Origin of the sequence: Enterococcus sp. DIV0236, from assembly GCF_050558525.1 — a bacterium.
Taxonomy (GTDB): Bacteria; Bacillota; Bacilli; order Lactobacillales; family Enterococcaceae; genus Enterococcus; species Enterococcus faecalis.
On record NZ_CP187891.1, the window covers coordinates 2,147,091 to 2,169,913 of the forward strand.

Consider the following 22,823-nt stretch of genomic DNA (forward strand, 5'->3'; position numbering starts at 1 on the left):
CCTTTAAGAAACGTTTTACTCATTATACTATCATAATTTAACACGTGTGACTAAAAAAATGTTGTTTTTTCACTTTTTTTAGCCAATGAATGAGCTTTTCAGGATCTTCTCTTAGGAAAATACTAGTTATTAGGTACTTATTGTTTACTTTAATTAACACATAACATTCTTGTAACCAGCTCAATAAGCTATTCCCCACGATTTTAAAAAGCTTTTTTAAGCCAATATTCGGTAGTGGCTGCCAAACAAAGTTCCCTTCTTCCAAAAAAACAGCTTCCAAGATACGCCATAGTTCCTGTTTGGTCACTAGACGCCCTTCTTTGGTTTTTAGTGCTTCCCAAACAAGCATTTTTAAATGAATATCTTCTTCAGAAGAAGGTATTAGCTTCAATCCAGGATAGTAAAACCAAGGAGGTAACTGGAGAAGGTGACAACCTTTCGTGTATAAAAAGCTTTGTGTTCTAAGCAACTGAGCATTTCTGTAACCAAGTTGTTGCGTCAATTTTTGATAATAATCATGCATCAATTGGCCAGTGTGCCGTCTATCTGGCAGTAAATTTAAATTAGCGGTCGGTAGTCGGAAGATTTCTAGTAATTGTTTTTCGTAAAAATCCCATGATTGTTTTCTTCTATAAAATTGTTGACATTGACTCTCTTCAATATGACAAAGTAATTCTATTCGTTCTTGCTTCTTATTGGCCGACCATAAATAAAATCCCAAGGACTCCGAAAAGTAAAGGAATTGTTTCGTTAATTGCGTGAGCTTGTCTTTAGGCACTAATCGTTCACCTAAAATCCAAACAACTTGATAGCCATGAGTTTGATAAGTCTCCGTCCGTTCTACCAAACGTTTAATTGGCAATGGACTACATTGAATTTCAATGGCTATCTTCCCAATGAGTAAATCTGGGCGTTGCTTCAAGGTGGGTAAGTATGCCTCAACTTGAAAGGACAGCTTTTCGCGTAAACACTTTTCCGCAAAAAGCTGCTTCAAGCGGAGGTGTTCTTCTGTTTCAGCTTCTGCTTCGTACCAACAACTATTCTTTTTACGATGAGCAAAATGGGGTATTTTAATGGGGCCTGCCTTCAAAATGACCGATTGATGACACATTGGACACACAAAAGCTTGTTCGCTTCGTATCTGTGTTAATTCATCAATCGAGCAATCGATTAAAGAAAATAATTCTTGGTTGTCTGCCGTTAAAGCTGTTAACATGATTTTCACCTCTCATAAATAAACTACGCAAAGTTTCTTAATTTTCATCAAAAAAAAAGCAAAAACTCGAAAGTTTTTGCTTTTTTGCTTAATCATTAAAGTAATAACGTGTTAATTCCAATGCACTGCGTTCCATAATACAAGTGCCATATTCGACTAAAGTATCCTGAGTGACAGTTGTTTTATGAGCAAATTCTAAAATCTGTGCAATTTCATTGTCAACATTTGTTTTTTCTAATTCATCGGTTAAGAACAAAACTTGTAAGTAATAACGATCGTTGTAAGTGTATAAGTTAGTCAAAACAGATTGCATGAAGACTTCTTTGGATAATTGGATCATCGCTTCAAAATTATCTAATTCAAAGATTACATTTCTGTTTGTTTCATCTGTGGCTTCCATCTCATCAAGTTCATCGGCGGCTGCTTTGTCTGCTTCAATTTGTTTGCGAATTAATTCGCTAACATCTGCATTGACTTCGCTCAGACCTTCTAAGGAAGACAAGTCGTCCATAGCGACATTTTTACTAATAAACAGTTCTAAACCATCATTTTTAGGCAAGACTTGGAAAGTGACTGCTTCACTACCTTGGAATTCATCTTCGACATCAACTTCTTCTAAAATACTATAAAAGAAATTTTCAACATCTTTGTGGTTTCCTAGTAAGTCAAGAAAAGTAATCCCTCTATCCGCCAGGTCTTCGTTGCCAATTAACACACGAATCGTATTTTCATTAATATGTTCCATTTCCATAGCGCTACACCTCTCTTTGCTTCAATCAGGAAACTTCTTACGTTCATTGTAGCGAAAACTACACAAAAGTAAAGTGGAAAGTCTATAAATCCTCGAAAACTAGCGAACGTTTTATAAACTTTGAACTTTTTTAACGATTGGTTTTTCGCTCCTTCTACCTCTTCATCTTAACGCAGTCTCTCCAAAAAAGATACTATTTTTCCTTGACCACGTTCTGCCAAATCAAATGAATACAAGTTCTAAATATGTATTAAAAAGCCAGAGATAAAAATCCCTGGCCCTAAATTCATATGAATCGTTCTTTATTACAATTAACAAATAAAGAACAAAATTTTATATTTTTTATAAACCTGCCATTAATTGTGCTTGGCGCAATTCCAGTTGTCGAACATCTCTTGGTAAGAATCGACGAATTTCATCTTCGTTAAAACCGACTTGTAATCTTTTCTCATCAATCATAATTGGCCGACGCAACAATCCAGGGTTTTCTTGAACCAACTCTAATAAATCTTGAAGTGGAAGCTCGTCCAAATCCATATTTAATTTTTGGAAAACTTTAGAGCGAGTAGAGATAATCTCTTCTGTTCCATCTTCTGTCATGATTAAAATTGCTTTTAATTCCTCAATATTTAAAGGTTCAGAAAAAATATTTCTTTCTTTAAAAGGAATTTCGTGCTCTTGCAACCAGGCTCTAGCCTTACGACATGACGTGCAACTTGGGGAAGTATAAAGTGTCAACATTGTGCATCACTCCTTTTCGCGAATCATCGCGTTTCTGAAACAGGGAACTGTACTGTTCCTCTATTTAAAACCAGTATACCTAATTTCTAATAAAAATACTAGGGGTTTTTAAACATTTTTTATTAACTTTGTTTATTTTTCCTTCATTACATCCGTGTAAAATTAGGGTTAATTTTTATGAAATTTTATGGATATTCGTTATGATTCTGTAAAAAAGTAATACAGTTTTCTATTTTTATGGTTGCTGTTATAATTTACTTCTCTTGGTGATTTTTCAAGAAGTTCCCATGTATTTTTTTCTAATAAAATGTATAATAGAACTATTCACTATCTTAAGTCTAAAGTCAGGTGGTTATTTAATGAAAACAATTTTTTCTGGTATTCAGCCCAGTGGTACTCCGACAATCGGAAATTACATTGGTGCAATGAAACAATTTATCGAATTACAAAATGAATACAATTGTTATTTTTGTATTGTGGATGAACATGCCATTACCGTTCCCCAAGAACCGCAAAAGCTACGCCAACAAATTCGTAGCTTAGCAGCTCTTTACCTAGCGGTTGGTTTAGACCCACAAAAAGCAACAATTTTCATACAGTCTGAAGTGAGTGCCCATGCAGAAGCTGGTTGGATCATTCAGTGCAATACTTCTATTGGTGAGTTAGAGCGAATGACACAATTTAAAGATAAATCGCAAAAAAATGGTCGTGCTGGCGTAAGCGCTGGTCTTTTAACATACCCTCCATTAATGGTTGGTGATATCGTGTTGTACAACGCTGACTTAGTGCCAGTCGGAGATGATCAAAAACAACACTTAGAATTAACACGTGATTTTGTGGAACGCTTCAACAAACGTTACGCCCAAAAAAATCAAGAAATTTTAACGATGCCTGAAGTAAAAATCGCTGAGCAAGGTAGTCGAATTATGAGCTTACAAGAACCAACGAAAAAGATGAGTAAGTCCGATACAAATGTGAAGGGCTTTATTTCAATGCTTGATGAGCCAGCAGTGATTCGCAAAAAAATCCGCTCTGCTGTAACTGATTCAACTGGTGTAATTGAATATAATAAAGAAGAAAAGCCTGGTATTACTAACTTACTAAATATTTATTCTGCTGCGACAGGTCAAACTGTTGAGGAACTTGTTCAAGCATACGAAGGCAAAGGCTATGGAGACTTCAAAGCAGATTTAGCAGAAGCAGTAGTTGCCTTATTAGAACCTATTCAAGTGCGCTACCAAGAGCTTCTAGCTTCAGAAGAATTAGATATGATTTTAGATGAGGGCGCAGAAAACGCTCGCCTGGTAGCCAACAAAACACTTCAACGAATGAAAAATGCTGTTGGTTTGGGAAGAAAAGTTCGGCGCTAACTAAACATAATAAAAACCCGCGAAGTTTTATTCGCGGGTTTTTTTATGTTCTAAATTGAGCATCGTACAGCCGACGATAGTGACCTCTTTGCGCGTACAAAGTTTCATGTGTTCCATCTTCTAAAATTCCTTGGTCACTCACTACGATTATTCGATCAGCATGTTTAATCGTTGCCAGTCTGTGGGCAATAATTAATGTTGTTCGCCCGTCAGCTAACGAGTTTAATGACTCTTGAATCACTTGCTCTGTTTCTGTATCTAATGCAGAAGTCGCTTCATCTAGAATTAAAATCGGCGGGTTCTTCAAGAACATTCGCGCAATTGCCACTCGTTGCTTTTGACCACCCGATAATTTCACGCCACGTTCGCCAATAATTGTGTCCAAGCCATCTGGCATTAGCTGAATTACATGTTCTAAATGTGCTAATTTCACCGCTTGTTGAATGTCTATTTCTGTAGCATTTAAATTCCCATAAGCAATATTTTCTCGTAATGTTCCAGGGAATAAAAACACATCTTGTTGAACAATTCCAATTTGCTTACGTAATGAAGCCAAGGTCATTTGCTGGATATTTCTACCGTCAATCGTAATTTCACCACTACTCACTTCATAAAAACGAGGCAACAGATTGCACAAGGTCGTTTTTCCTGAACCACTTTGTCCAACGAAAGCAACGGTTTCACCAGGTTGAATTTTTAAATTGATATGGTCTAAAACTTTTGTGCCATCTTCATAAGCAAATGAAACATCTTTATAGGCAATCGTTCCTTCTAAATGTGAAACAGCAACAGCTCCTGGCAAATCTTTGATGGACGGTTGTTTGTCCATTTCTTCCGTAAAACGTTTAAAGCCAGCAAATCCTTTGGGATAACTTTCAATCATATTGTTGACTTTTTCAATCGGCCGAATAAAAATATTGGCTAATAAAATAAATCCTACAAACTGACCTTCTGTAATTTCTCCTTTAATTGTATAATACGCACCAAAAATTAATGAAAATAAATTTATCAGACGAATTAATAAGTAATTATAGGCGGAACTGACACCCATCACTTTATAAAAATATAATTTCGATTTTCGATACATTCGATTTAAATAATTAAACTGTTTTCGTTCAAATGGTTCATTTGCAAAAGATTGCGTGACACGTATTCCACTTACTGACGCTTCAATCCCAGCATTAAATTCACCTAAATTATCGTAAATATCCGTATTCGCTTTTGTCATTTTTTTATTAAAATAGCCTAGCGCAATCGTGATAAATGGCAATAAAATAAACGTAGCGATGGCTAATTTCACGTGAATGGTTAACATTAATAAAAAAGAACCTGCTAACGTCATAATCGTAATAAAGACGTCTTCTGGACCATGATGCGCCACTTCCGAAATTTCAAAAAGATCAGTGGTCAAACGGCTCATTAATTTCCCTGTTTTTTGATTATCATAATACTCAAACGGTTGTGTTTGCAGATGTTGATATAATTCTTCACGCATATCTGTTTCAATATTCACGCCTAACATATGACCAAAATAAACCACAATAAATTGTAAAAACGTATTGATTATATAAAATGCAAATAAGCCCGCACTAGCTAATGCAATGAGGCGAAAATCTCCTTTTGGCATAATCTTATCAATTACTTGGTTGACTGCTACTGGAAAAGCCAACTCTAACAGCCCCGCAAAAACGGCACACCCAAAATCCAAAATAAATAATCGACGATACGGCCGATAATACCCAAAAAAACGCTTTAACATAACTCCCTAACTCTCCCCCTTCATTCTCATTCATTATACGGAAAAAGACTGTCTCTTGCAAAATTCTAACTTATATCAGAACATGTGTTATTTAAGTAACTTTGACTCAAAATCATTTTCACAAACTTTTCATTATCAGAATATTTTTTCATTTATCGTTTCCATTTTTTCGGTAAAAATAACTATAATTGTCTTTTCCCACAAGGCTTTGATTTCTGTACAAAACCTTGAAATACAGTGAAAAATACTCTATTTATTTGTGAAAATATCGGCTACAATATAACATATGAAAAGTTTTGTAAAAAAGTTAAGAGGTGCACTTGTTAAATGAGAACCATTGTTTTTGATGTTGATGACACGCTGTACGATCAGCAACAACCCTTTCGAAATGCGATGACTAAAATTTTCCCAAACGTTGCGACAGAGGATATGCATGAATTGTATCTTCGTTTTAGACACCACAGCGATGAAACGTTTCCGAAAGTTTTAGCCAATGAATGGTCCCTAGATTTCATGCGGTTTTTCCGGATGAATGAAACATTAAAGGATCTAAACTATCCAGGAATTTCACAAGAAGAAGGAAAAATTTTCCAACAAGTTTATGAAGAAGAATTGGATAATATTACGATGCATCCAGAAGTTACTAAGCTTCTTGATACTTTACAAGAGAAAGAAATTCCGATGGGGATTATTACAAATGGTCCAACAGACCATCAATTTAAAAAAGTTAAACAATTGAATCTTGAAAAATGGGTTCCAAGCCAAAATATCATTATTTCTCAAAGTACGGGTTTTCAAAAACCTGAAAAGGAAATTTTTGATTTAGCCTGTAATCAATTTTGTATGGAACCTGAACATACTTTATATGTTGGTGATAGTTATGACAATGATATTGTAGGCGCACGTAATGGTGGCTGGCATTCTCTTTGGTTTAACCACCGCTCTCGTGAACTACCAAGTTGCCAACCTGCATCACACCTTGCAGAAGTCACTTGTTTCACCGAACTTTGTCCGACTGTGGAGAAATTATTTAATCTTTAAAAAAAAGCCGCTCTTCAAATTGAAGAACGGCTTTTTTTTATTTATTTTTTTGTTTTTTCAGACGTAAAATGATGAACAGGCAGATTATCAGTAAAAGGATCAATAAACCGATTAAGAGATAAATAAGTTTAGATTCCGTTTTTTTGACGGTTACATCTTTCTCATTAAATGTTTCTGCTTCCTCTTTTGAGATTGTAAATTCTTTCGTAAATTGCCATTTTTTTCCTGAGCCTTCCACAGTCATTGCCAATACATACGTCCCAGCTTCCATTTCATTTTCTTCATAAGGAATAGGGAAATTAAAAATTGAATTGGGCGCCATTTGCATATCTTCTTGTTCTTTCTCTAAAATAACGTTATTTGTTTTCTTATTTTTAACATTTGCCGTTACTTTCATTGATTGAAGATAGGCTGCTTCATGGTTTAACAGTGTTGCAGAAATAACACTGCGCGCATTTCTTTGTGTCGGTTCAACTTTCTCTAAAGACAATTCTGGTTGTACAACTGTTTCATTTTCTCGAAGTAAAACAGCTACTGTATAGGCATAGCGATTTTCAATTGCTAAGCCGTTTGTATTTTCTTTTTGCTTGTCTTTCGTTTCATCGACTTTTTCACTAAACGTGATCCCGCCCGCTAGTTGCCCTGAAAACTCTTCTTTAGGCATCTTCACTCGCAATTCAACTACTTTTTCACTTTTAGCAGGCAATTCAACACTCTCACCGCCGTCTTTCAGTTGAATGATTTCTGATAAATCTGCTGGTGCAGATTTATCTAATGCTGTCAACGACTCGCCATATTCAATCACTCCGTTGCTGTTTGTTGTGGCCGACTTCACACTAACATCAATCACTAAATTTTCATCTGTACTATTGGCCGCTCGAACTTTCAAAATTTGTTCTTGGTCTGGTTTCATCATTAAATCAAAATATGTTTTTGTTTTATCTATTTGGTTTTCTGGAATTTCTGTTTCAACACTAAATCGTAATTCTGCTGCTGAGGTTTCAATCCCAAAAGCAAAGAAATAAAAACTTAGGATCATCAGAATAAAATATCTATTTTTCATTTCGCTCTACACTCCATTTCTATGTAAAGGAGAAAGGCTGAGTTCCCCTCTTCCTTTCTCCAAAAAGGTTCTTTTTATACTGGCGTATTAGCTAATGTCCAAGTAATTGTTGTTTTGTAGGCATCATTTAATTTAACTGATTTACCTGGCACTTTTAATTGAACATCTTTCATTACTTGACGGCCGTCAACTTCAGCAATTGAACTAGCATTGCCGTATAAGTATGACCATTTCCCAGCACCTTGATCTGTTGCAGCTACCATCACGTTATGACTTTCACCCACTGTACCAAAAGTTACGCTCGCTAAACTTGTTGGTGCAGCGCTTTGTCCTGCTGTCACAGCTGAAGCATTTTGAAAGACAATTTCAGTTCCTTCAAGTGTCTGACCTTTTGTAGCAGAAGTAAATGCAGAATTTTGTTTTGCAGATAAAGTCCAGCCTTCTAAAGTTCCACGATTATCTGTAATTTGAGCAAATAATGGACCCGTTTTTTCAACATTATTTTTATCTTTTAAAACTTGTGCTGATGCAAAATAGATTTCATCTTTTGTGCTGATGATATTTTCACCAAAGTTTAAACTTGAAGCATAGTCCAAGGTTAAGGGGCCTGTAGAACCTTCATCAACTGGTTTGTCAGGATTTACTGGGTCGATAGGTGTCACAGGATCTTTGCCGTCTTTGTCTTCTGGATCCACTACAGGATTTTTGCTGTTGGGATCTTTTTCATCTGGTGCTTTAAATTTTACAATAGCATCTGTGTCGCGATTAGCCACTTCCTCTGCTTGAACTGGTAGTGTGCCTACCGCGATGGTTGCTAAAATTAAGCTGCTTGCGATGGTCATTTTTTTCATGTTAGTGCTCCTTCTCTTCTATTGTTATAGTTTCAATAATTATACGCTTGGTAAATCAGCGATTGTCCATGTTAAAACAGTTTTGTATTGAACAGCATCTTTTGGTGTTGCTCCTGGTACAGTTAATGTGATCGCTGTATTTTTATCTACGCTTTCACCGTCAACTTCCACTTTTTCAATCCCACCGAACGCACTAAGCCAAGTTCCAGAACCTTGACCTTCAGCGGCAGACATCACATTTGATGAATCACCAGCTACTAAAGTTACTTCATGCGCAGTTGGTGTGACTGCTTTGGAATTAGACACTGCTTTGTTTTGACTTAATTTAATTTCTGAACCGTCTAAAACTTTATTTAATGTTTCTTTTGTCGCTGTTAATTGTGTTTCTTGTTTAACTGTTAAGGCCCAACCGGCATTCGTTCCGCGTTTGTCGGAAATTTGTACATAATTTGGTTTAGGATTAGTCAAATCAGGACCAGAACCGTCTGCCAAGAAAAAGTATTGTGGATTTGCATAATATTTTTCATCTTTATTTGAAATTTTATTTTTGCCAAAGTCTAAACTAGAAGCATAATCGATACTTAGTGGACCAGTTGTTCCTTCATTTGGCTTATTGCCTGTGTCTGGTGTCGTTGGGTCAAAGGGTTCAACAGGTTTTTCGGTATCTGGATTCACTGGATCGACTGGTTTGTTGATAGAGGTATCCGGCGTAAATTCTACGATGGCATTTGATTCATAGTTTTTTTCTTCTGCATTCACTTCTGGTGCAATAGCCACGCCTAAAGTGATAGCGGGGATTGTTGATAAGATAATTTTTTTCATTTTATTGTTCCTTCTTTCTTTTTTTTAAAATAAAACTAGCCATAAAGATGACTATTATTCCGAGATAATTAAACATTTGTTGCTGTTTAGTACCAGTTCGAGGTAAGAAGCCTGAGCCTTTTTGATCAACCGTTTTACTTGTTGAATGCTTCAATGATTCTCCACTCACTGCTGGTATTGCTTCCGACTGCTTGGAGAAACGCTGTGGTATCTTACCATCTGGTTTTTCTTTGTTGGCTGGTGGCTCATACTCGCCATAAAAAGAAACTTCTGCATTTGTCGGATAGGCATTTGTTTCAGCAAATACATCAACTGATGAAATCAATCCTAATAGCAATACACCGCTAACTATTTTTTTGATAAGACTCACCCCCTATTTTGCACTGCCATCAGGTACGTCCATCAAGTGCCAAGTTAGTTTTGCTTCGTATTCTTCTGCTTTGGCCGTCCCTCCAGGAACAGATAATAACAACTCTTGGTCATTTTCTTTCCATTGATCAGAAATATTTGTTTCTTGATGTCCATTGACTTGGTTGTGAACAAGAATCGATTGGCCTTCTGGAATGTCCTGTAAGCGATGGTTGGTTCTAAATTTTAAAATATTCGGCAACGTAGCACCTGATTCAGATTTGAAATCAGAAGTAACGGTTAGTGCAAGCGACCAATTATTCCCTGTTTGACGAGTATCCCGTATCACTAATGGTTGATCCATGGAAACAATTGGATATTGGGTCGTGCTACTAGCGATTTGCAGCTCATTCCCAAAGGAAATCGCTGTGGGTACCGTTTTGAACCTGACAGAGCCAACCACAGTGACTGTTAGCGCTAATTCATCAATCTTGTAGCCTTTATCATAGACTTCCACGACCAACTGCTGTTTTCCATAAGTTAGTTCTGGTAATAACAAGGCTTTTTCCTTAAATGTTTTAGAATTAGTGGTTGTTTCATCTGCTAATTTCTGGATTTCTTGGCCCTCTTTTTTGACAATAAATTGTAATCTATTCCCAGCATCGACATCTTGCCAATAAAAAGGCAGGGCTGTTTTTTGAAAGTCATCAATATCGATTGTTTTTTCCATCGACTTTTCTATACGCTCTTTTGACCAAGATAGTTTCGTTTCACTTAAGAAAACTTCTTTGACAGGTTGAACGACTGTTCCAGAAAAGTTCCCTAAGTATGCTTTATCTGTTGATTCCCAGATATAAGAAACGCCTTCATGAGCTTTGGGTAAATTCCATTCAAACAGTCCTTTTGTGGCATCGTAACTTCCATAAGGGCTAATCGTCAGCGGTGGAAATAGTTGACCATCACGAGATACCACCTTATTTTTTAATTGCAGTGGTTTCCCAGCAATATAATCGACAGAAGATAAGATAATCATTTGATTAGATACATCTAGCCCTGTAATGGCCGTTAAGCCTTTTAACGGACTGATATCTGAAATTTGATTTTCTCCCACATCTAAAACTGTTAGATTGAGTGTTTTCTCTAACGGTGCCAAGGAAGAAATTTGATTGTTTCTTGCATACAGTACACGCAGATTAGGAACAGTGCTTAAAGCTTCCAGACTAGCAATCGTTTGATTCATAATACTCAACTCTTCTAGACGTGGCTTATTCGCCAAGGGCGCAATTGTTTTTAATTGATTATTTTCCACATAAAGACGGAGTAGGTTATTTGCTTCCGTAAGCCCATCTAAAGTAGCAATCTGATTATTGGCAGCCCAAATGGTTTCTAAATTACGAAGAGAACGAAGCGGGTCGAAGGAAGTCACTCGATTATTCGGCGTGATTTTTGACGGATGATCTGTCGTATTTTGGATACTTAAATTTTTTAAAGCAGCCATTCCTTCAAGTCCATTTAATGTCGTTAATTGATTGTTCTCAACATACAAGCCTTCTAAATTAATTAATCCTGCTTGACCTAACGGACTAAGATCAGCTATTTTATTGTTTCTCATATATAAAAAACGTAATAGCTTAAATTCACCTTTAGCAAAAGGACTCAAATCTGTTACATTGAGTGAATCTTGAAAAGATAATTCTTCTAAGTTTCTTAGGTATTGAACTCCTTCCACATTAGAAACAACGACATTTTCTAAAATAACTTTATTCAGTTTATCCAATTCTGCTTGGGTGACAGTATTAGAGGTCCGAGATTTGCTTAACTGTTTTCTGATATTTTCCGCAAAGGCTGGATCAGGAAATAGTGTACTGATAGGCGTCGCTTTATCTAAGACAGCACCTGCGTATAATTGGGGCATCATCAGTTGTGCTTCCGTTATCACTAGTGCTTCATTTGGCGGCTCTTCACTTGTTTCAACAGTCGTTAACTCTTCTGATTGGGGAATCTCCGAACTACTGGTTGCTGAATTTTGCTCTTCTGCCGATGAAGTTTCTGGAATCTTTTCTTCTGAAACAGATGAAACATTTTCTTCACTGGAGGATGCGATTGTTTCGGTCGTTTCGGCGAAAGTTGTTACAGGAAGTAGCAAACTATTAGCCAAAAGTAAGGCACTAACTGCGGAGATGCACATTTTTTTCATAAACTTCACCTCCTGATATTTTCTTAATTATAGTGAATATCAACTGAAAATGGGTTCAATTACGACAAACTGTCCAAATTAATTTGTATAGACAAGACAAAGAGCGCCAAATAGGGTTTTCTACCCCTATTTGGCGCTCTTTGTCGCTAAACACAACCAGAATGTATTATGACAAATTCTCAATTATGCCTAGTTTTCTTTTATTTCTTTTAAACTATCCTCTATTTTTTCCAATTGCCCAGCAAAAAATTCTTGTTTGGCTTTTGGTAAAAACAATGTGATAGATAAAAGGATTTGTTCTTTAAAGATTGACCAATCTGCGAATATTTCTTCATTGGTTAAAATCATTTCTATTTTTTCTGCTATTTTTTTCCAGAGGATCATTCGCCAGTTATTTTCACCCACTTCATATTCTTTAAACATGCTTAATACATGAAGAATATGGGGAACATTTTGGCTGACAATCGCCGCAAATAAAAAATCAATAATTACTTGCTCGATAATTTCTAGCGAGCGAATATCAATAATTTCCCGCTCATTGACAGATTGTAGTACACGAAAAAGTAACGAAGTTGGAAACGGCTGCAAGCCAACGTTTTTTTGTAATGCTAAAAATTTCAAATTAAAAATAGTATACACATCGGCATTAATTAATCGTTCCAGAATCTGATTTTCTAATGCAATAAATTCCTCTTTTGTCACAACCGTTTGAGGGTTAAAAAGATATTCCAACGCCAACATCGAATACATTACTTCTTGCTTTCCTAAAGCAAAAGACGATTTATCATAATACGCCCGATAATCTGCAACGATTCGACTACTTTCTTGAAAATTTTTACTAAAGATTGCTTGATTAAACTGCTCCTTAGCTAAAACTGTTTTGGACATTGGCGTTAATTTTTCTGTCATTTCCATCGGCGAAATAGACAAGATTTCGACAATAATGGCTAAATCCGAAATACGCAATTCACTATTTCCTTGGACAAAGCGTTGATAACTTCGACTAGAAACACCATTTTCATCAAAGACACGCAGAGGAATATTTTTTCCTTTACGAATCCGTTCAATTTCTTCACCTAGCGGCCGATATTCCATATATTCTTTTTGTTTCAAACGAATTACTCCATTTCTCTTTAAATAAGGTAGCAACTAAGTTGAACGGCTATTCTCCAATGCTTAAAATTGTGCGAATATCTTCTTCCGTCATTTTCGCTAATTGCTCTTCATTTCCTTGAATCACTTTTTGGAACAGCTCGCGTTTTTCTTGCTGTAAGGAATTCATTTTTTCTTCAACCGTTCCTTCTGCAATCATCCGCCACACTTCAACAACCTTTTTTTGTCCCATGCGGTGCGCCCGACCAGCCGCTTGTTCTTCGACTGCGGGATTCCACCATAAATCGTATAAAATAACTGTATCTGCACCAGTTAAATTTAGTCCGGTTCCCCCTGCTTTCAATGAAATTAAGAAGACATCTTTTTCTCCTTCATTGAAGGCATTCGCCATCGTTAACCGATCTTGAGGCTTCGTACTTCCTCGTAAATAAAACGTCTCTAAGCCTAATTCATTCAATTCTTTTTCTAAGATAGAAAGCATGCTTGTGAACTGAGAAAATAATAGGACACGACGATTGTTTTCTTTGGCAGCCACTAAAAAGTCTTTGACTTGTTCCACTTTGCCAGAACCTCCCGTGTAATCCTCAATAAACAAACGCGGATCGCAACAGATTTGTCGTAAACGGGTCAAGCCTGCTAAAATACTCATGCGATTTTTCTTGAAGGTCGCCTGATCCATTTGACTAACATCTGCTTGCATTTGTTTTAGATAGGCCAAATAAACCGTTTTTTGTTCTTCTGTTAAGACACTGTACATATTATTTTCAATTTTTTCTGGTAAGTCTGCGAGCACCGTTTTCTTGTCTCGTCGTAAAATGAATGGTTGAATCATTTTGGCAATTTCTTCCGGCTTAATTTCTCGAAAGGCTTTTTTGCCTGGGAACAATCCCGGTAAGATCATTTGGAAAATTGACCACAGTTCATCTAAATTATTTTCAATTGGTGTGCCACTTAATGCAAAACGTTGTGGTACTTTTAAACTTTTTAAGGCTTGCGCCGTTTTAGTCCCACTATTTTTAACCATTTGGGCCTCATCTAAAATCAAATAGCCGACACGCATTTCCTGATAAAGCTGAACATCTTGTCGCATACTTGCATAAGAAGTAATCAGAATATCTTCGGTGCTATTTTGTAAAAGCGCTGCTCGTTCTTGGCGGTTGCCAGAAACCACTTGAACATTTAAGGTTGGCGCAAAACGTTTGACTTCGGCTAACCAGTTATAGGTTAAACTTGCAGGAGCGACAATCAAAGCTGTCCCTTTCAAGCGCTCTTCTTCTTTTTCCGAAAGTAAATAGGTAATGGTTTGCAGTGTCTTCCCTAAACCCATTTCATCAGCTAAAATACCGCCAAATTGATAATGGCTAAGCATTTTCAGCCATTTATAACCTGTTTCTTGGTAATGGCGTAACGTTGCTTGTAAGGTTTTGGGGACTTGCGCTTCAAAGTTTTCTGGATGCGTTAAATCCGTGACCATTTTTTTAAAGGAATCTGAAAAATGTGCCCGCTCGTTGTCTTCTAATAAACTTTCGATCATGAGGCCTTGGTTTTTGGGCACATGAATGACATTGTCTTCTTGATGCATATTTTTTCGCAGCTTCGTTAAAATTGCACTTGTATGGAAAAATTCCTCTGAGTCAAAAGCAAGAATTTCACCACTTTTTAACGTATAAAAAGCATCATTACGTAGCAGACTAGTCAATACTGCATCGATTTCGGTTTCATCAATGCCAGTGACATCAAACCGAATATCCAACCAAGAATCCCCTTCCGCAACTTCAATCGTTGGTTGATGATGCTGGGCATCTAAATACAATTCCCGTAATTTCCGTCCCATCCGAACTTCTCCTAATTGACGGAAAGCTGGTACTTCGGCTTTAAAGAAATAATACAAGGACTCCCCAGCAGGTAAGACTTTTTCAAAGCCTGTGGTTGTTTGCTGATAGGCAAACTGTTGAAATTGCTGCTTAATTGCTGTTTCTTTTGCTTTATCTCGAACGATTTCTTGATTGACTTCAGGTAATTGAGCATATTTCGGGTTTGTCGAGAAAATGACTTCTCCATAGTGATAGTCAATTCGAGCATTAATCCGACCTTTAATTTTCTTAAAAATAAAGACTGCTTTTAAAGGATGATGGACGACTAGTTCTTCAACTGATTCTTCAACAGACACTCGACCAATTTTTTCCAATAATGGTAACACTTCACTAAATAAATCAGAAACTGTTTCTTTTTCATAAATAATTGACGGCTCTTCCAAGCGTTTCATTAATTGAAGTAACGTGGTGTAGATGGCTTCCTGCTCTTCTGTTAGTAAATAAACCGTTTGATCCGCAATCGCCCAGTGATAGTGGGCTAGAAACGTTGTAATAGGATTCTGAATAGTTAATTTGAAGCTTTGTTCCTCGGTTTTTTGCACTGTAAACGTAAGTGGCAAACTGGTTTCTTTGAACGTTAGATAGCGATACTTATGAGTTTGATTGGTTAATATAAACTGACCCGTTCGATTCATTTTTTCAACTAACGATTGACTGCGATCAATTGGTAATAATAGATAACGTTTGTCGATTTTCCCTTTAACTTGAATACCGTTTGCACCTAATAATTGGCTGGTATGATAAATTGCCGCAAGTTCTGTTAAAATTTCTTGAATCTCCATTGAAAAAGAATCATGTAGCAAAGTAAATTGGTGTTGTTTATTCACCATAAAAGTCATTTCCTTTTCATATGCTTGTAAAAAATCACCAATATTTTTCACAATATATGTTTTAGGTTTGGTTCCTTCTAAACCAATTTTTAAAGAAAGACCAATCGTTGATAATTCTGGATAGTAATTATTCGTTTCGATCACATCTAAATGAAATTCTAAACGTAAAGGCTGCAAGGGAACTTCGGCAGAAGCTTTGCTTAATTTGGCAAAGCCTTTGGTAAACATTTCAGCTGTTGATCGATTTGTTTTCTCAAAATTGACTGTTTGATTCGCTTGAATAATTCTTGACACGCCTCGTTGTTTCAGTGCCAGTTCAACTGCCACTGTATGCTTGCAATAGCCATGTTCCATCCAATATTGACATTCACAAACATCTTGTTCTTTGGCGGTACCATCCAATTCAACAAGATAAAGTTCTTCCCCTAAAACCTCAGACAACCAGATCCTTTTTTCTGGATTTTGAACGATAGATAAGACCCGGCCTTCTTGCATATATTCGCGCCCTTGTTCAACGATTCGCTCTGGAATACTCCATTTCATCGACTCACCTCCTCTTCTACTAAGCTAGCTGATAGTGAACGGTACTTTGACCATTCCCATTGCTTTTTATTTGTAATTGTTGTGGAATTCGTGCTTTTAATTCGCCAATATGACTAATAATCCCAATCATGCGGCCTTCATTTTCAATCGTTTCTAACGCCTCCATTGCCATTTCCAATGCTTCTTCATCTAAGGAACCAAAGCCTTCATCAATAAACAACGCATCAATTAAGACTCCGCCTGCTTGTTCTTGAATCACTTCTGCTAAAGAAAGTGCCAAAGCTAACGCTGCTATAAAACTTTCTCCGCCTGATAACGTGTGAGCGCTGCGTACCGTCCCTGAATTGTCATCATAAATATTGATTTCTAGCCCCGTTTGATTCCGATAACTGCCTGCTTCGTGATTCAATTCAAATTGATAACGACTATTGGTCAGGCGGTCTAAACGCTGATTAGCGACTGTCAGCACTCTTTCTAAATACGTTTGTAACATATACCGTTCAAAACTAATTTTTTTAGGATTATTGCCATTCACCGTATCTGCCAACTGCTGTAGTGCAGCAATTTCCTCAAACTTGTCTTCAATTGTTGTTCTTTGCGCATTAATTTCTTGAACCAACTGTTGGTTATTCAGCATTTTTTCATGCAGTTGATAGTATTTTTTTTCTTGTTCTTCAATTTGTTGTGTTATTTGTTCAATTTCTGTGGTGATTAAAGATAATTCTGGGAACGTATCACTAGATAATTTTTTCTCAATTTCAGCGAGTTGGATAGTCAGTTGGGTTTGCTCTTGTTCAAATAAAGCAATTTGTTCTTGCTGACTTTCTAGTGTCGGTACCTCTTTCAACCACTCCCTCAATTGGTCCTCTGTCACGCCTTGTTCCGTTAAAACTGCCTTTAACTGACTCTCAAGTTGTGCGACTGTTTGTTGAAGTGTTTGTTGTTCTTTCTCCAAATGCGTCAACGTACTTTCAAGGATCATTTCTTCTTTCTTCAAGGTTTCTCCTTGTGTCGTCACGTTTTCTTTTTGACGTTCAAATGCAGAGAGTTCTTCTTGAAGCAAAGTTTGTTGTTTGGTCATTTCTTCGTATGTGACGGTTGCATCCAATAATTGGCTAGCAATCATTTGCTGCTGGATAGTGATTCTTTCCAGACTTTGTTGCATTGTTTCTACTTGTTGTCGGAGCACTTCAAAGCGTTGGGAATTTTCAGCTACTTGTTCTTCTAGTTCCGCTAGATGGTCCTTTTCGACTGAAATTTCCGTTAGTTTTTGTGCTATTTGTTGTTTTTCTTTAGCTAATTGCGACTCAACTTCCGCAATTTCTGCAGGTGTTACTTGTGAAAAAGTTAGTCCTGTTAACGGCAACTGCAAGTCAGCAAACTGCGCTGCTAATTGTTCTTGTTCCTCAGTATATGCAGCTTCCTGTTCTTGTAATTGGCTTTCTTTCTGTTGCTTTTCCGCCCCTAATGCAGAGAGCGTTTCAGTAAATCGTTGAACCGTTTTTTCAACTTCCGTTAATTCCCGTTCCGCTTGATCAATCTCTTCTAAGGAAACTTCTTGATGAGTTTGTTGTTTTGGATGTTCTAAAGAGCCACAAACTGGGCAAGATTCCCCCTCTTCAAGTAACAAGCTTAATCGTTGGATTTGTAAAGAGGCCCATTGACTTTTCTTTGTCTGCAACTTCGCTTCTTCGGCGCTTTTTTGTTGCTGTTCAACAGCAAACCGTTGTGTCAGCTCGTGCAATTCCCCTTGGTTTTGACTAATTTTTTGCCAAGCTTTTTGATTTTTTTGCCAACGTTCTACAAAATTTTGCCAATGATCTGCTACACTAGAACATTCAAAATTTGCTTTTTCAAGTGTTCCTTCTTGTTCAATAAATTGTTTGGCTGTCGCCACTTTATCCGCTAATGTTGTTTTTTCCTGTTGGCAAGATTCATACTCTTTTTGAATGGCTTGATAATTGGCTTGTTCTGCTATTTGTTGTTGGGCTAACTGTTCATATTCTTGGTATTGTGGTAATTGACGTTGAATCGTTTGAAGACGTTCTTGTTTTTCAGCAATCAATGGTTGTTGTTCTTCCAACTCACTCATGATTGCTTGCCAATCTGTCAATGCTTGTTGCGTTTCCATAAGAGCTTGTTGTTTGGACTTTGTTTCTTGCTCTTTTTGTTGTTTTTCGCTTCGTTTTTCAAAGACTTTTTCAGCTAAAGATTGCTGTTTTTGGCTCCATTTTAATTGCTGAATCTGTTCCTTTAGCCGCTCAATGACGGTTTCCTGTTCAGCTTGTTTTGCTTTCTTTTCCAGTAATTCTTCTTTTTGCTGTTGCAAGTTTTGTCGTTCTTCAATAGCATAACGAACTTGCTCTTTTGCTTGTTTGGCTTGTTTTAAGGTTGCAATTTGTTCTCTTTCAACTAATAGTTGTTGCTGAGCCTCTTGTTGTTGGCTTTCTAATAATTGAAGTTTTTCAAAAAGTGTCATTGTCGGTTCAGGTTCTTCTGACCAATGCAACTGTTCTGTTTTCAGTTCAATTTTTTGCTGGGTTTCTTGAATCTCTTGATTGGCAATTTTTAAGCGTTCTTTTAAATTTTCGCTGAACAACTGATACAATTCTGTTCCGAATAAATTACGCAAAACCTTTTCTTTTTCATCACTTTTAGCAATTAAAAAAGTCCGAAACTCTCCTTGTGGTAACAATACAATTTGAGCAAATTGATTGGCATTCAAATGCAATAATTCTTGAATGAGTTCGTCCACTTCGCGTCTTTTAGAATAGGCTCGTAGTTCTTTCCCTTGAGCATCTTTGACAATTAAAGAAATTTTGGCACTTTGTTTACGGACTCCTGTGCCACGTTTTTTAAAAAGTTCTTGTTCGGGAAGGCGGTTCAGTTCATAGAGATACTCGTTATGTTTAAAAAGCAAAGTAACTTCAGTGGCTTCTGAGGGGTCAGCAAATGTGGAACGCATTTCTTTGCCTAAACGTAATTTCCCAGAACTTTCACCAAACAAAGCATAGCTCATTCCATCAAAAATCGTTGTTTTCCCAGACCCTGTTTTTCCACTAATTAGAAAAAGTGAAGAATCTTCAAACTTCGTAAAATCAATGGTTTCATTAATATACGGTCCGAAGTTTTTCAATGTTAAAGATAATGGTTTCATCCTGTTACTTCCCTCTTTCTAATTGATTAAGTGTACTCAGTTCTTCTTGGACCCATTGTGCTTGTTGTTCTGTCAAGGCCTCTCCTGTCACATCGTTAAAAAAGTCATGCAGATGTTCTTCTGGTGAACGTTGTTCTATTTGTACCACTTTTTTCTGATTTCCGTTGCTTGTTTCTCGACCATTCAAACGTTCCAGCCCAATAATTTTGGGGTAAATTTTTCGCAATTGATTCATCATGTTGGGAATGATCGCTCGGTCAGTTAATTGGACATGTAAATAATTTTCCCGATTCACTTCTTGATAAAAAGCGGGATCCGTTAACTGCTGAAACGAGCCCGTCAATTGTTGAATGTCTCGCAATGGTTTCAAAGCACGGAATTGAAAATGAACTTCAGCTTCTGTTTCAACAAGCCAAACACCCTTTTCTTGTGTCATTTCTGATAAAGAAAATTTTACAGGCGAGCCACTGTATCGAGCATTAGGTGCCTGCAACGCATTTTTTCCATGTAAGTGGCCCAACGCGACGTAATCAAAAGGCTCTAACAAAGCCGTCGGTACAACATCCAAACCACCCACTGTTAATTTTGTTTCAGAATCAGTTTTTTCACTGCCAGCGACAAAAAAATGACTAACTAACACCTGTTTTTTGTTGGGAAGAAAAGATTCCTGCATTTTCGCGACAACTTTTTCCATCGCCGCCTGAATCGTTCGAATCGTTTCATCTTCAAAATATAAGCGAGCCGCAATCGGTTCAAAATAAGGCAACAAATAAAATTGGGTATTGTCGATTTCAATTGGTTGAAAGGCTTGTTCTAAACGCGTATTCAAATGAAATTGCGTTTGGTTAAACCAAGGGCCTCCTGTTTCTAAACGAGTGCTGCTATCATGGTTTCCCGAAATAGCTAACACGGGTAAATGCTCTTTGAGATTCATTTGAATCATCATTTCATTAAAAATCTCGACTGCTTCAACCGCTGGAACAGAGCGATCATACAAATCTCCAGCGATCACAACAGCATCCACTTGCTCTTCTTTCGCAATTGCTAAGATTTGTTTAAAGGCTTCCCTTTGTTCTGCCAATAAATCAAAACCATGTAATTTTTTGCCAATATGCCAATCTGCTGTATGTAAAAATTTCATTTTTTCACCGCCTAAAAAAGTCCTTCTTATTATTATAACAAATTTCTGGTATTTTTTAAGAAAATCGGACAGAAGAATTAGATTTTTAACAAACTTTTTTCTTAACACAAGAAAAAAGACAGGGAGCATCATCTTTTGATGAGACTACCTGCCAGTAACATTCCTATTTTGTAGCGGTTTGTTTTATTCTTTTTCTGTTGATTCATATTTAAAAGTTGGATCAATTTCTTTATCTAACTGATCAAATGCTTCTTGCATCCGACGTTCCACTTCAGCTAAACCGTCTTTATCCATTTTTTTAATATCGCTAATATCGATTGGCTCCCCAAAACGAACCGTTACTTTTTTACGTTTAAACAACTCTTTTAAAGTTAACGGACCTTGATAAACAGATGGCACGATAGGTACTCGCCCCATTTTAGCAATCAAGGCTACCCCACCTTTTAATTCTGAGGAATGACGCGTGCCACTGGGGAACATAATCAAACTTAAATCAGAATTTTTTAAAATTTTGACAGGTGTTTTAATCGCGCTGGGACCGGGCTTCTCACGATCCACCGGAAACGCATTCGCATGTTTTAAAATGAAACGTAAAACAGGATTTTTAAACAACTCTTTTTTTGCCATAAAGCTAAACTTCTTAGGACTGCCAGCAACAGCTAAATACAGCGGTTCCCACCATGTTCGATGCGGCGCAACTAAGACATAGTTTTGGTCTTTTGGTAATTTTTCTTTATTTTCATAATGTGCATTTCCATTAATCACAAATAAAATGACGCGAACCACGCCACGCATAAATGTAAAAAACATAATTTTCTTCCTTTCTTCTCTCCGCTTTCTAGTATGCCGAAAGCTCTACCTTTTGACAAGCTTTTTTTACGTCTATCAATTAGAGAAATAACATGTTCCTACTAATCTAGGGAACAGATTTTGTCATACGGGTTTAAAAGTAGTATAATACATGAACAATCAGATGAAAAGTTGGAGGTTCTTAATCTATGTTATTATCCGGCGAACGGATTGATCAATTATATGCGGATGATATTAAAATTATTCAAAGCAAAGAAGTCTTTTCTTTTTCCATTGATGCAGTCTTATTGGCTAATTTTCCGCAACTACCAAAAAAAGGCAAGATTGTCGATTTGTGTGCTGGCAATGGCGCGGTCGGCCTCTTCGTTAGTCGGAAAACAGCTGCAAAGATCGACCAAATCGAATTACAACCTCGTTTGGCAGATATGGGTCAACGAAGTATTCTATTAAATAAATTGGAAAAACAAGTAACGATGTATGAACGTGATTTAAAACAAGCGACAGAAGTCATCAAAAAAGATTCTGTGGATTTAGTACTATGTAATCCCCCATACTTTAAAGAACGACCAACTAGCCAAAAAAATCCAAACCCGCACTTAGCGATTGCCCGTCATGAAATTCACACGTCTCTTCAAGAAGTGGTCACTGTGTCGGCGGATTTATTAAAAACAAATGGTCGCCTCGCAATGGTTCATCGTCCTGATCGTTTCCTGGATATTTTACATGCCATGGAAAACGCCAATATTGCGCCGAAAAAAGCTCGGTTTGTTTATCCGAAGCCAGGCAAAGAAGCCAATGTTTTACTAATTGAAGGCATTAAGCAAGGCAAAAAAGACGGTTTTCGTGTGTTACCACCTCTTTTTACATACAATGAAAAGAACGAATACGAAGCAGAAATGAAGGCTATGCTGTATGGAGAATAAGAAATCCCATTATTTTTATGTTTTACTTTGCCAAGATGGTTCCTTTTACGGTGGCTATACAACTGAGCCAGAACGTCGATTAACCGAACATAATAGCGGAACTGGTGCAAAATATACACGGTTAGCCAAACGACGGCCAGTCAAAATGATTCATACAGAGAAATTTGAAACACGTAGCGCGGCCACTAAAGCCGAAGCCGCCTTTAAAAAATTAACGCGCAAACAAAAAGAGCAGTATTTAAAAACCTTTCATTAAATGACAACAAGCAAAAA

Annotated in this window: 18 protein-coding genes; 4 read left to right on the plus strand and 14 right to left on the minus strand. The window is 36.9% G+C overall.

The window, feature by feature from the left end:
* Nucleotides 1–37 precede the first annotated feature (37 nt).
* From IGK27_RS10275 to spxA, 3 genes are all read right to left on the minus strand, one after another.
* Complete coding sequence (locus tag IGK27_RS10275; RefSeq protein WP_033626564.1) at nt 38–1,216, minus strand: competence protein CoiA; 1,179 nt, start codon at nt 1,214–1,216, stop codon at nt 38–40.
* An 88-nt stretch (nt 1,217–1,304) separates the two neighbouring features.
* A complete protein-coding gene (locus IGK27_RS10280) occupies nt 1,305–1,967 on the minus strand; it encodes an adaptor protein MecA (RefSeq protein ID WP_002356478.1) in 663 nt (220 codons plus the stop codon).
* Nucleotides 1,968–2,309: 342 nt separating this feature from the next.
* Nucleotides 2,310–2,708 (minus strand): transcriptional regulator SpxA, encoded by a 399-nt coding sequence (gene spxA, locus IGK27_RS10285; protein ID WP_002356477.1) that lies wholly within the window; start codon nt 2,706–2,708, stop codon nt 2,310–2,312.
* 359 nt (nt 2,709–3,067) lie between these two features.
* Here spxA and trpS point away from each other — a divergent pair, with 359 nt between their 5' ends.
* A complete protein-coding gene (gene trpS, locus IGK27_RS10290) occupies nt 3,068–4,078 on the plus strand; it encodes a tryptophan--tRNA ligase (protein ID WP_002356476.1) in 1,011 nt (336 codons plus the stop codon).
* Nucleotides 4,079–4,121: 43 nt separating this feature from the next.
* Here trpS and IGK27_RS10295 read toward each other — a convergent pair whose 3' ends face one another.
* Nucleotides 4,122–5,837, minus strand: a complete 1,716-nt coding sequence (locus IGK27_RS10295; protein WP_033626563.1) for an ABC transporter ATP-binding protein — start codon at nt 5,835–5,837, stop codon at nt 4,122–4,124.
* A gap of 327 nt (nt 5,838–6,164) precedes the next feature.
* On the opposite strand from IGK27_RS10295, the gene IGK27_RS10300 reads away from it, so the two are divergent.
* Nucleotides 6,165–6,878, plus strand: coding sequence for an HAD family hydrolase (locus tag IGK27_RS10300; protein WP_002356474.1), 714 nt, complete (start codon nt 6,165–6,167; stop codon nt 6,876–6,878).
* A 37-nt stretch (nt 6,879–6,915) separates the two neighbouring features.
* Here IGK27_RS10300 and elrE read toward each other — a convergent pair whose 3' ends face one another.
* The 10 genes from elrE to IGK27_RS10350 form a co-directional block, all read right to left on the minus strand.
* The gene (gene elrE / locus IGK27_RS10305) at nt 6,916–7,941 is read right to left on the minus strand and encodes a transmembrane protein ElrE (RefSeq protein ID WP_002395477.1); all 1,026 of its coding nucleotides are present in this window, start codon (nt 7,939–7,941) and stop codon (nt 6,916–6,918) included.
* Between the two features lie 74 nt (nt 7,942–8,015).
* Nucleotides 8,016–8,792 carry a WxL domain-containing protein ElrD gene (elrD, locus tag IGK27_RS10310; RefSeq protein ID WP_002362542.1) on the minus strand — a complete coding sequence of 259 codons (777 nt, stop codon included), beginning with the start codon at nt 8,790–8,792 and terminating at the stop codon, nt 8,016–8,018.
* Between the two features lie 39 nt (nt 8,793–8,831).
* Nucleotides 8,832–9,614, minus strand: coding sequence for a WxL domain-containing protein ElrC (elrC, locus tag IGK27_RS10315; protein WP_002362540.1), 783 nt, complete (start codon nt 9,612–9,614; stop codon nt 8,832–8,834).
* 1 nt (nt 9,615) lies between these two features.
* On the minus strand, nt 9,616–9,984 hold the full coding sequence (gene elrB, locus IGK27_RS10320; protein ID WP_033626562.1) for an LPXTG anchor domain-containing protein ElrB: 369 nt from the start codon (nt 9,982–9,984) through the stop codon (nt 9,616–9,618).
* 3 nt (nt 9,985–9,987) lie between these two features.
* Nucleotides 9,988–12,159 (minus strand): enterococcal leucine-rich protein ElrA, encoded by a 2,172-nt coding sequence (gene elrA / locus IGK27_RS10325; protein WP_010709864.1) that lies wholly within the window; start codon nt 12,157–12,159, stop codon nt 9,988–9,990.
* A 189-nt stretch (nt 12,160–12,348) separates the two neighbouring features.
* The gene (gene elrR / locus IGK27_RS10330) at nt 12,349–13,254 is read right to left on the minus strand and encodes an Rgg family transcriptional regulator ElrR (RefSeq protein WP_033626575.1); all 906 of its coding nucleotides are present in this window, start codon (nt 13,252–13,254) and stop codon (nt 12,349–12,351) included.
* A gap of 67 nt (nt 13,255–13,321) precedes the next feature.
* Nucleotides 13,322–16,519 carry a DEAD/DEAH box helicase gene (locus IGK27_RS10335; RefSeq protein WP_002397074.1) on the minus strand — a complete coding sequence of 1,066 codons (3,198 nt, stop codon included), beginning with the start codon at nt 16,517–16,519 and terminating at the stop codon, nt 13,322–13,324.
* 19 nt (nt 16,520–16,538) lie between these two features.
* Nucleotides 16,539–19,676, minus strand: a complete 3,138-nt coding sequence (locus IGK27_RS10340) for an SbcC/MukB-like Walker B domain-containing protein (protein WP_033626561.1) — start codon at nt 19,674–19,676, stop codon at nt 16,539–16,541.
* Nucleotides 19,677–19,680: 4 nt separating this feature from the next.
* Nucleotides 19,681–20,949 carry an exonuclease SbcCD subunit D gene (locus tag IGK27_RS10345; RefSeq protein WP_174089851.1) on the minus strand — a complete coding sequence of 423 codons (1,269 nt, stop codon included), beginning with the start codon at nt 20,947–20,949 and terminating at the stop codon, nt 19,681–19,683.
* A gap of 51 nt (nt 20,950–21,000) precedes the next feature.
* Nucleotides 21,001–21,627: a lysophospholipid acyltransferase family protein gene (locus IGK27_RS10350; protein WP_002356461.1), complete on the minus strand. Its 627-nt coding sequence runs from the start codon at nt 21,625–21,627 to the stop codon at nt 21,001–21,003.
* Nucleotides 21,628–21,815: 188 nt separating this feature from the next.
* Here IGK27_RS10350 and IGK27_RS10355 point away from each other — a divergent pair, with 188 nt between their 5' ends.
* Both IGK27_RS10355 and IGK27_RS10360 read left to right on the plus strand, forming a co-directional pair.
* Nucleotides 21,816–22,550: a tRNA1(Val) (adenine(37)-N6)-methyltransferase gene (locus IGK27_RS10355; RefSeq protein WP_002374085.1), complete on the plus strand. Its 735-nt coding sequence runs from the start codon at nt 21,816–21,818 to the stop codon at nt 22,548–22,550.
* Complete coding sequence (locus tag IGK27_RS10360) at nt 22,540–22,806, plus strand: GIY-YIG nuclease family protein (protein WP_002356455.1); 267 nt, start codon at nt 22,540–22,542, stop codon at nt 22,804–22,806. Before IGK27_RS10355 ends, IGK27_RS10360 begins: the two co-directional genes overlap by 11 nt.
* Nucleotides 22,807–22,823 lie beyond the last annotated feature (17 nt).

Bases quoted from the DNA above. Each gene is read 5' to 3' on its own strand.
- IGK27_RS10275 (WP_033626564.1), bottom strand. From the start codon at position 1,216: ATGTTAACAGCTTTAACGGCAGACAACCAAGAATTATTTTCTTTAATC.
- IGK27_RS10280 (WP_002356478.1), bottom strand. From the start codon at position 1,967: ATGGAAATGGAACATATTAATGAAAATACGATTCGTGTGTTAATTGGC.
- spxA (WP_002356477.1), bottom strand. From the start codon at position 2,708: ATGTTGACACTTTATACTTCCCCAAGTTGCACGTCATGTCGTAAGGCT.
- trpS (WP_002356476.1), top strand. From the start codon at position 3,068: ATGAAAACAATTTTTTCTGGTATTCAGCCCAGTGGTACTCCGACAATC.
- IGK27_RS10295 (WP_033626563.1), bottom strand. From the start codon at position 5,837: ATGTTAAAGCGTTTTTTTGGGTATTATCGGCCGTATCGTCGATTATTT.
- IGK27_RS10300 (WP_002356474.1), top strand. From the start codon at position 6,165: ATGAGAACCATTGTTTTTGATGTTGATGACACGCTGTACGATCAGCAA.
- elrE (WP_002395477.1), bottom strand. From the start codon at position 7,941: ATGAAAAATAGATATTTTATTCTGATGATCCTAAGTTTTTATTTCTTT.
- elrD (WP_002362542.1), bottom strand. From the start codon at position 8,792: ATGAAAAAAATGACCATCGCAAGCAGCTTAATTTTAGCAACCATCGCG.
- elrC (WP_002362540.1), bottom strand. From the start codon at position 9,614: ATGAAAAAAATTATCTTATCAACAATCCCCGCTATCACTTTAGGCGTG.
- elrA (WP_010709864.1), bottom strand. From the start codon at position 12,159: ATGAAAAAAATGTGCATCTCCGCAGTTAGTGCCTTACTTTTGGCTAAT.
- elrR (WP_033626575.1), bottom strand. From the start codon at position 13,254: ATGGAATATCGGCCGCTAGGTGAAGAAATTGAACGGATTCGTAAAGGA.
- IGK27_RS10335 (WP_002397074.1), bottom strand. From the start codon at position 16,519: ATGAAATGGAGTATTCCAGAGCGAATCGTTGAACAAGGGCGCGAATAT.
- IGK27_RS10340 (WP_033626561.1), bottom strand. From the start codon at position 19,676: ATGAAACCATTATCTTTAACATTGAAAAACTTCGGACCGTATATTAAT.
- IGK27_RS10345 (WP_174089851.1), bottom strand. From the start codon at position 20,949: ATGATGCTCCCTGTCTTTTTTCTTGTGTTAAGAAAAAAGTTTGTTAAA.
- IGK27_RS10350 (WP_002356461.1), bottom strand. From the start codon at position 21,627: ATGTTTTTTACATTTATGCGTGGCGTGGTTCGCGTCATTTTATTTGTG.
- IGK27_RS10355 (WP_002374085.1), top strand. From the start codon at position 21,816: ATGTTATTATCCGGCGAACGGATTGATCAATTATATGCGGATGATATT.
- IGK27_RS10360 (WP_002356455.1), top strand. From the start codon at position 22,540: ATGGAGAATAAGAAATCCCATTATTTTTATGTTTTACTTTGCCAAGAT.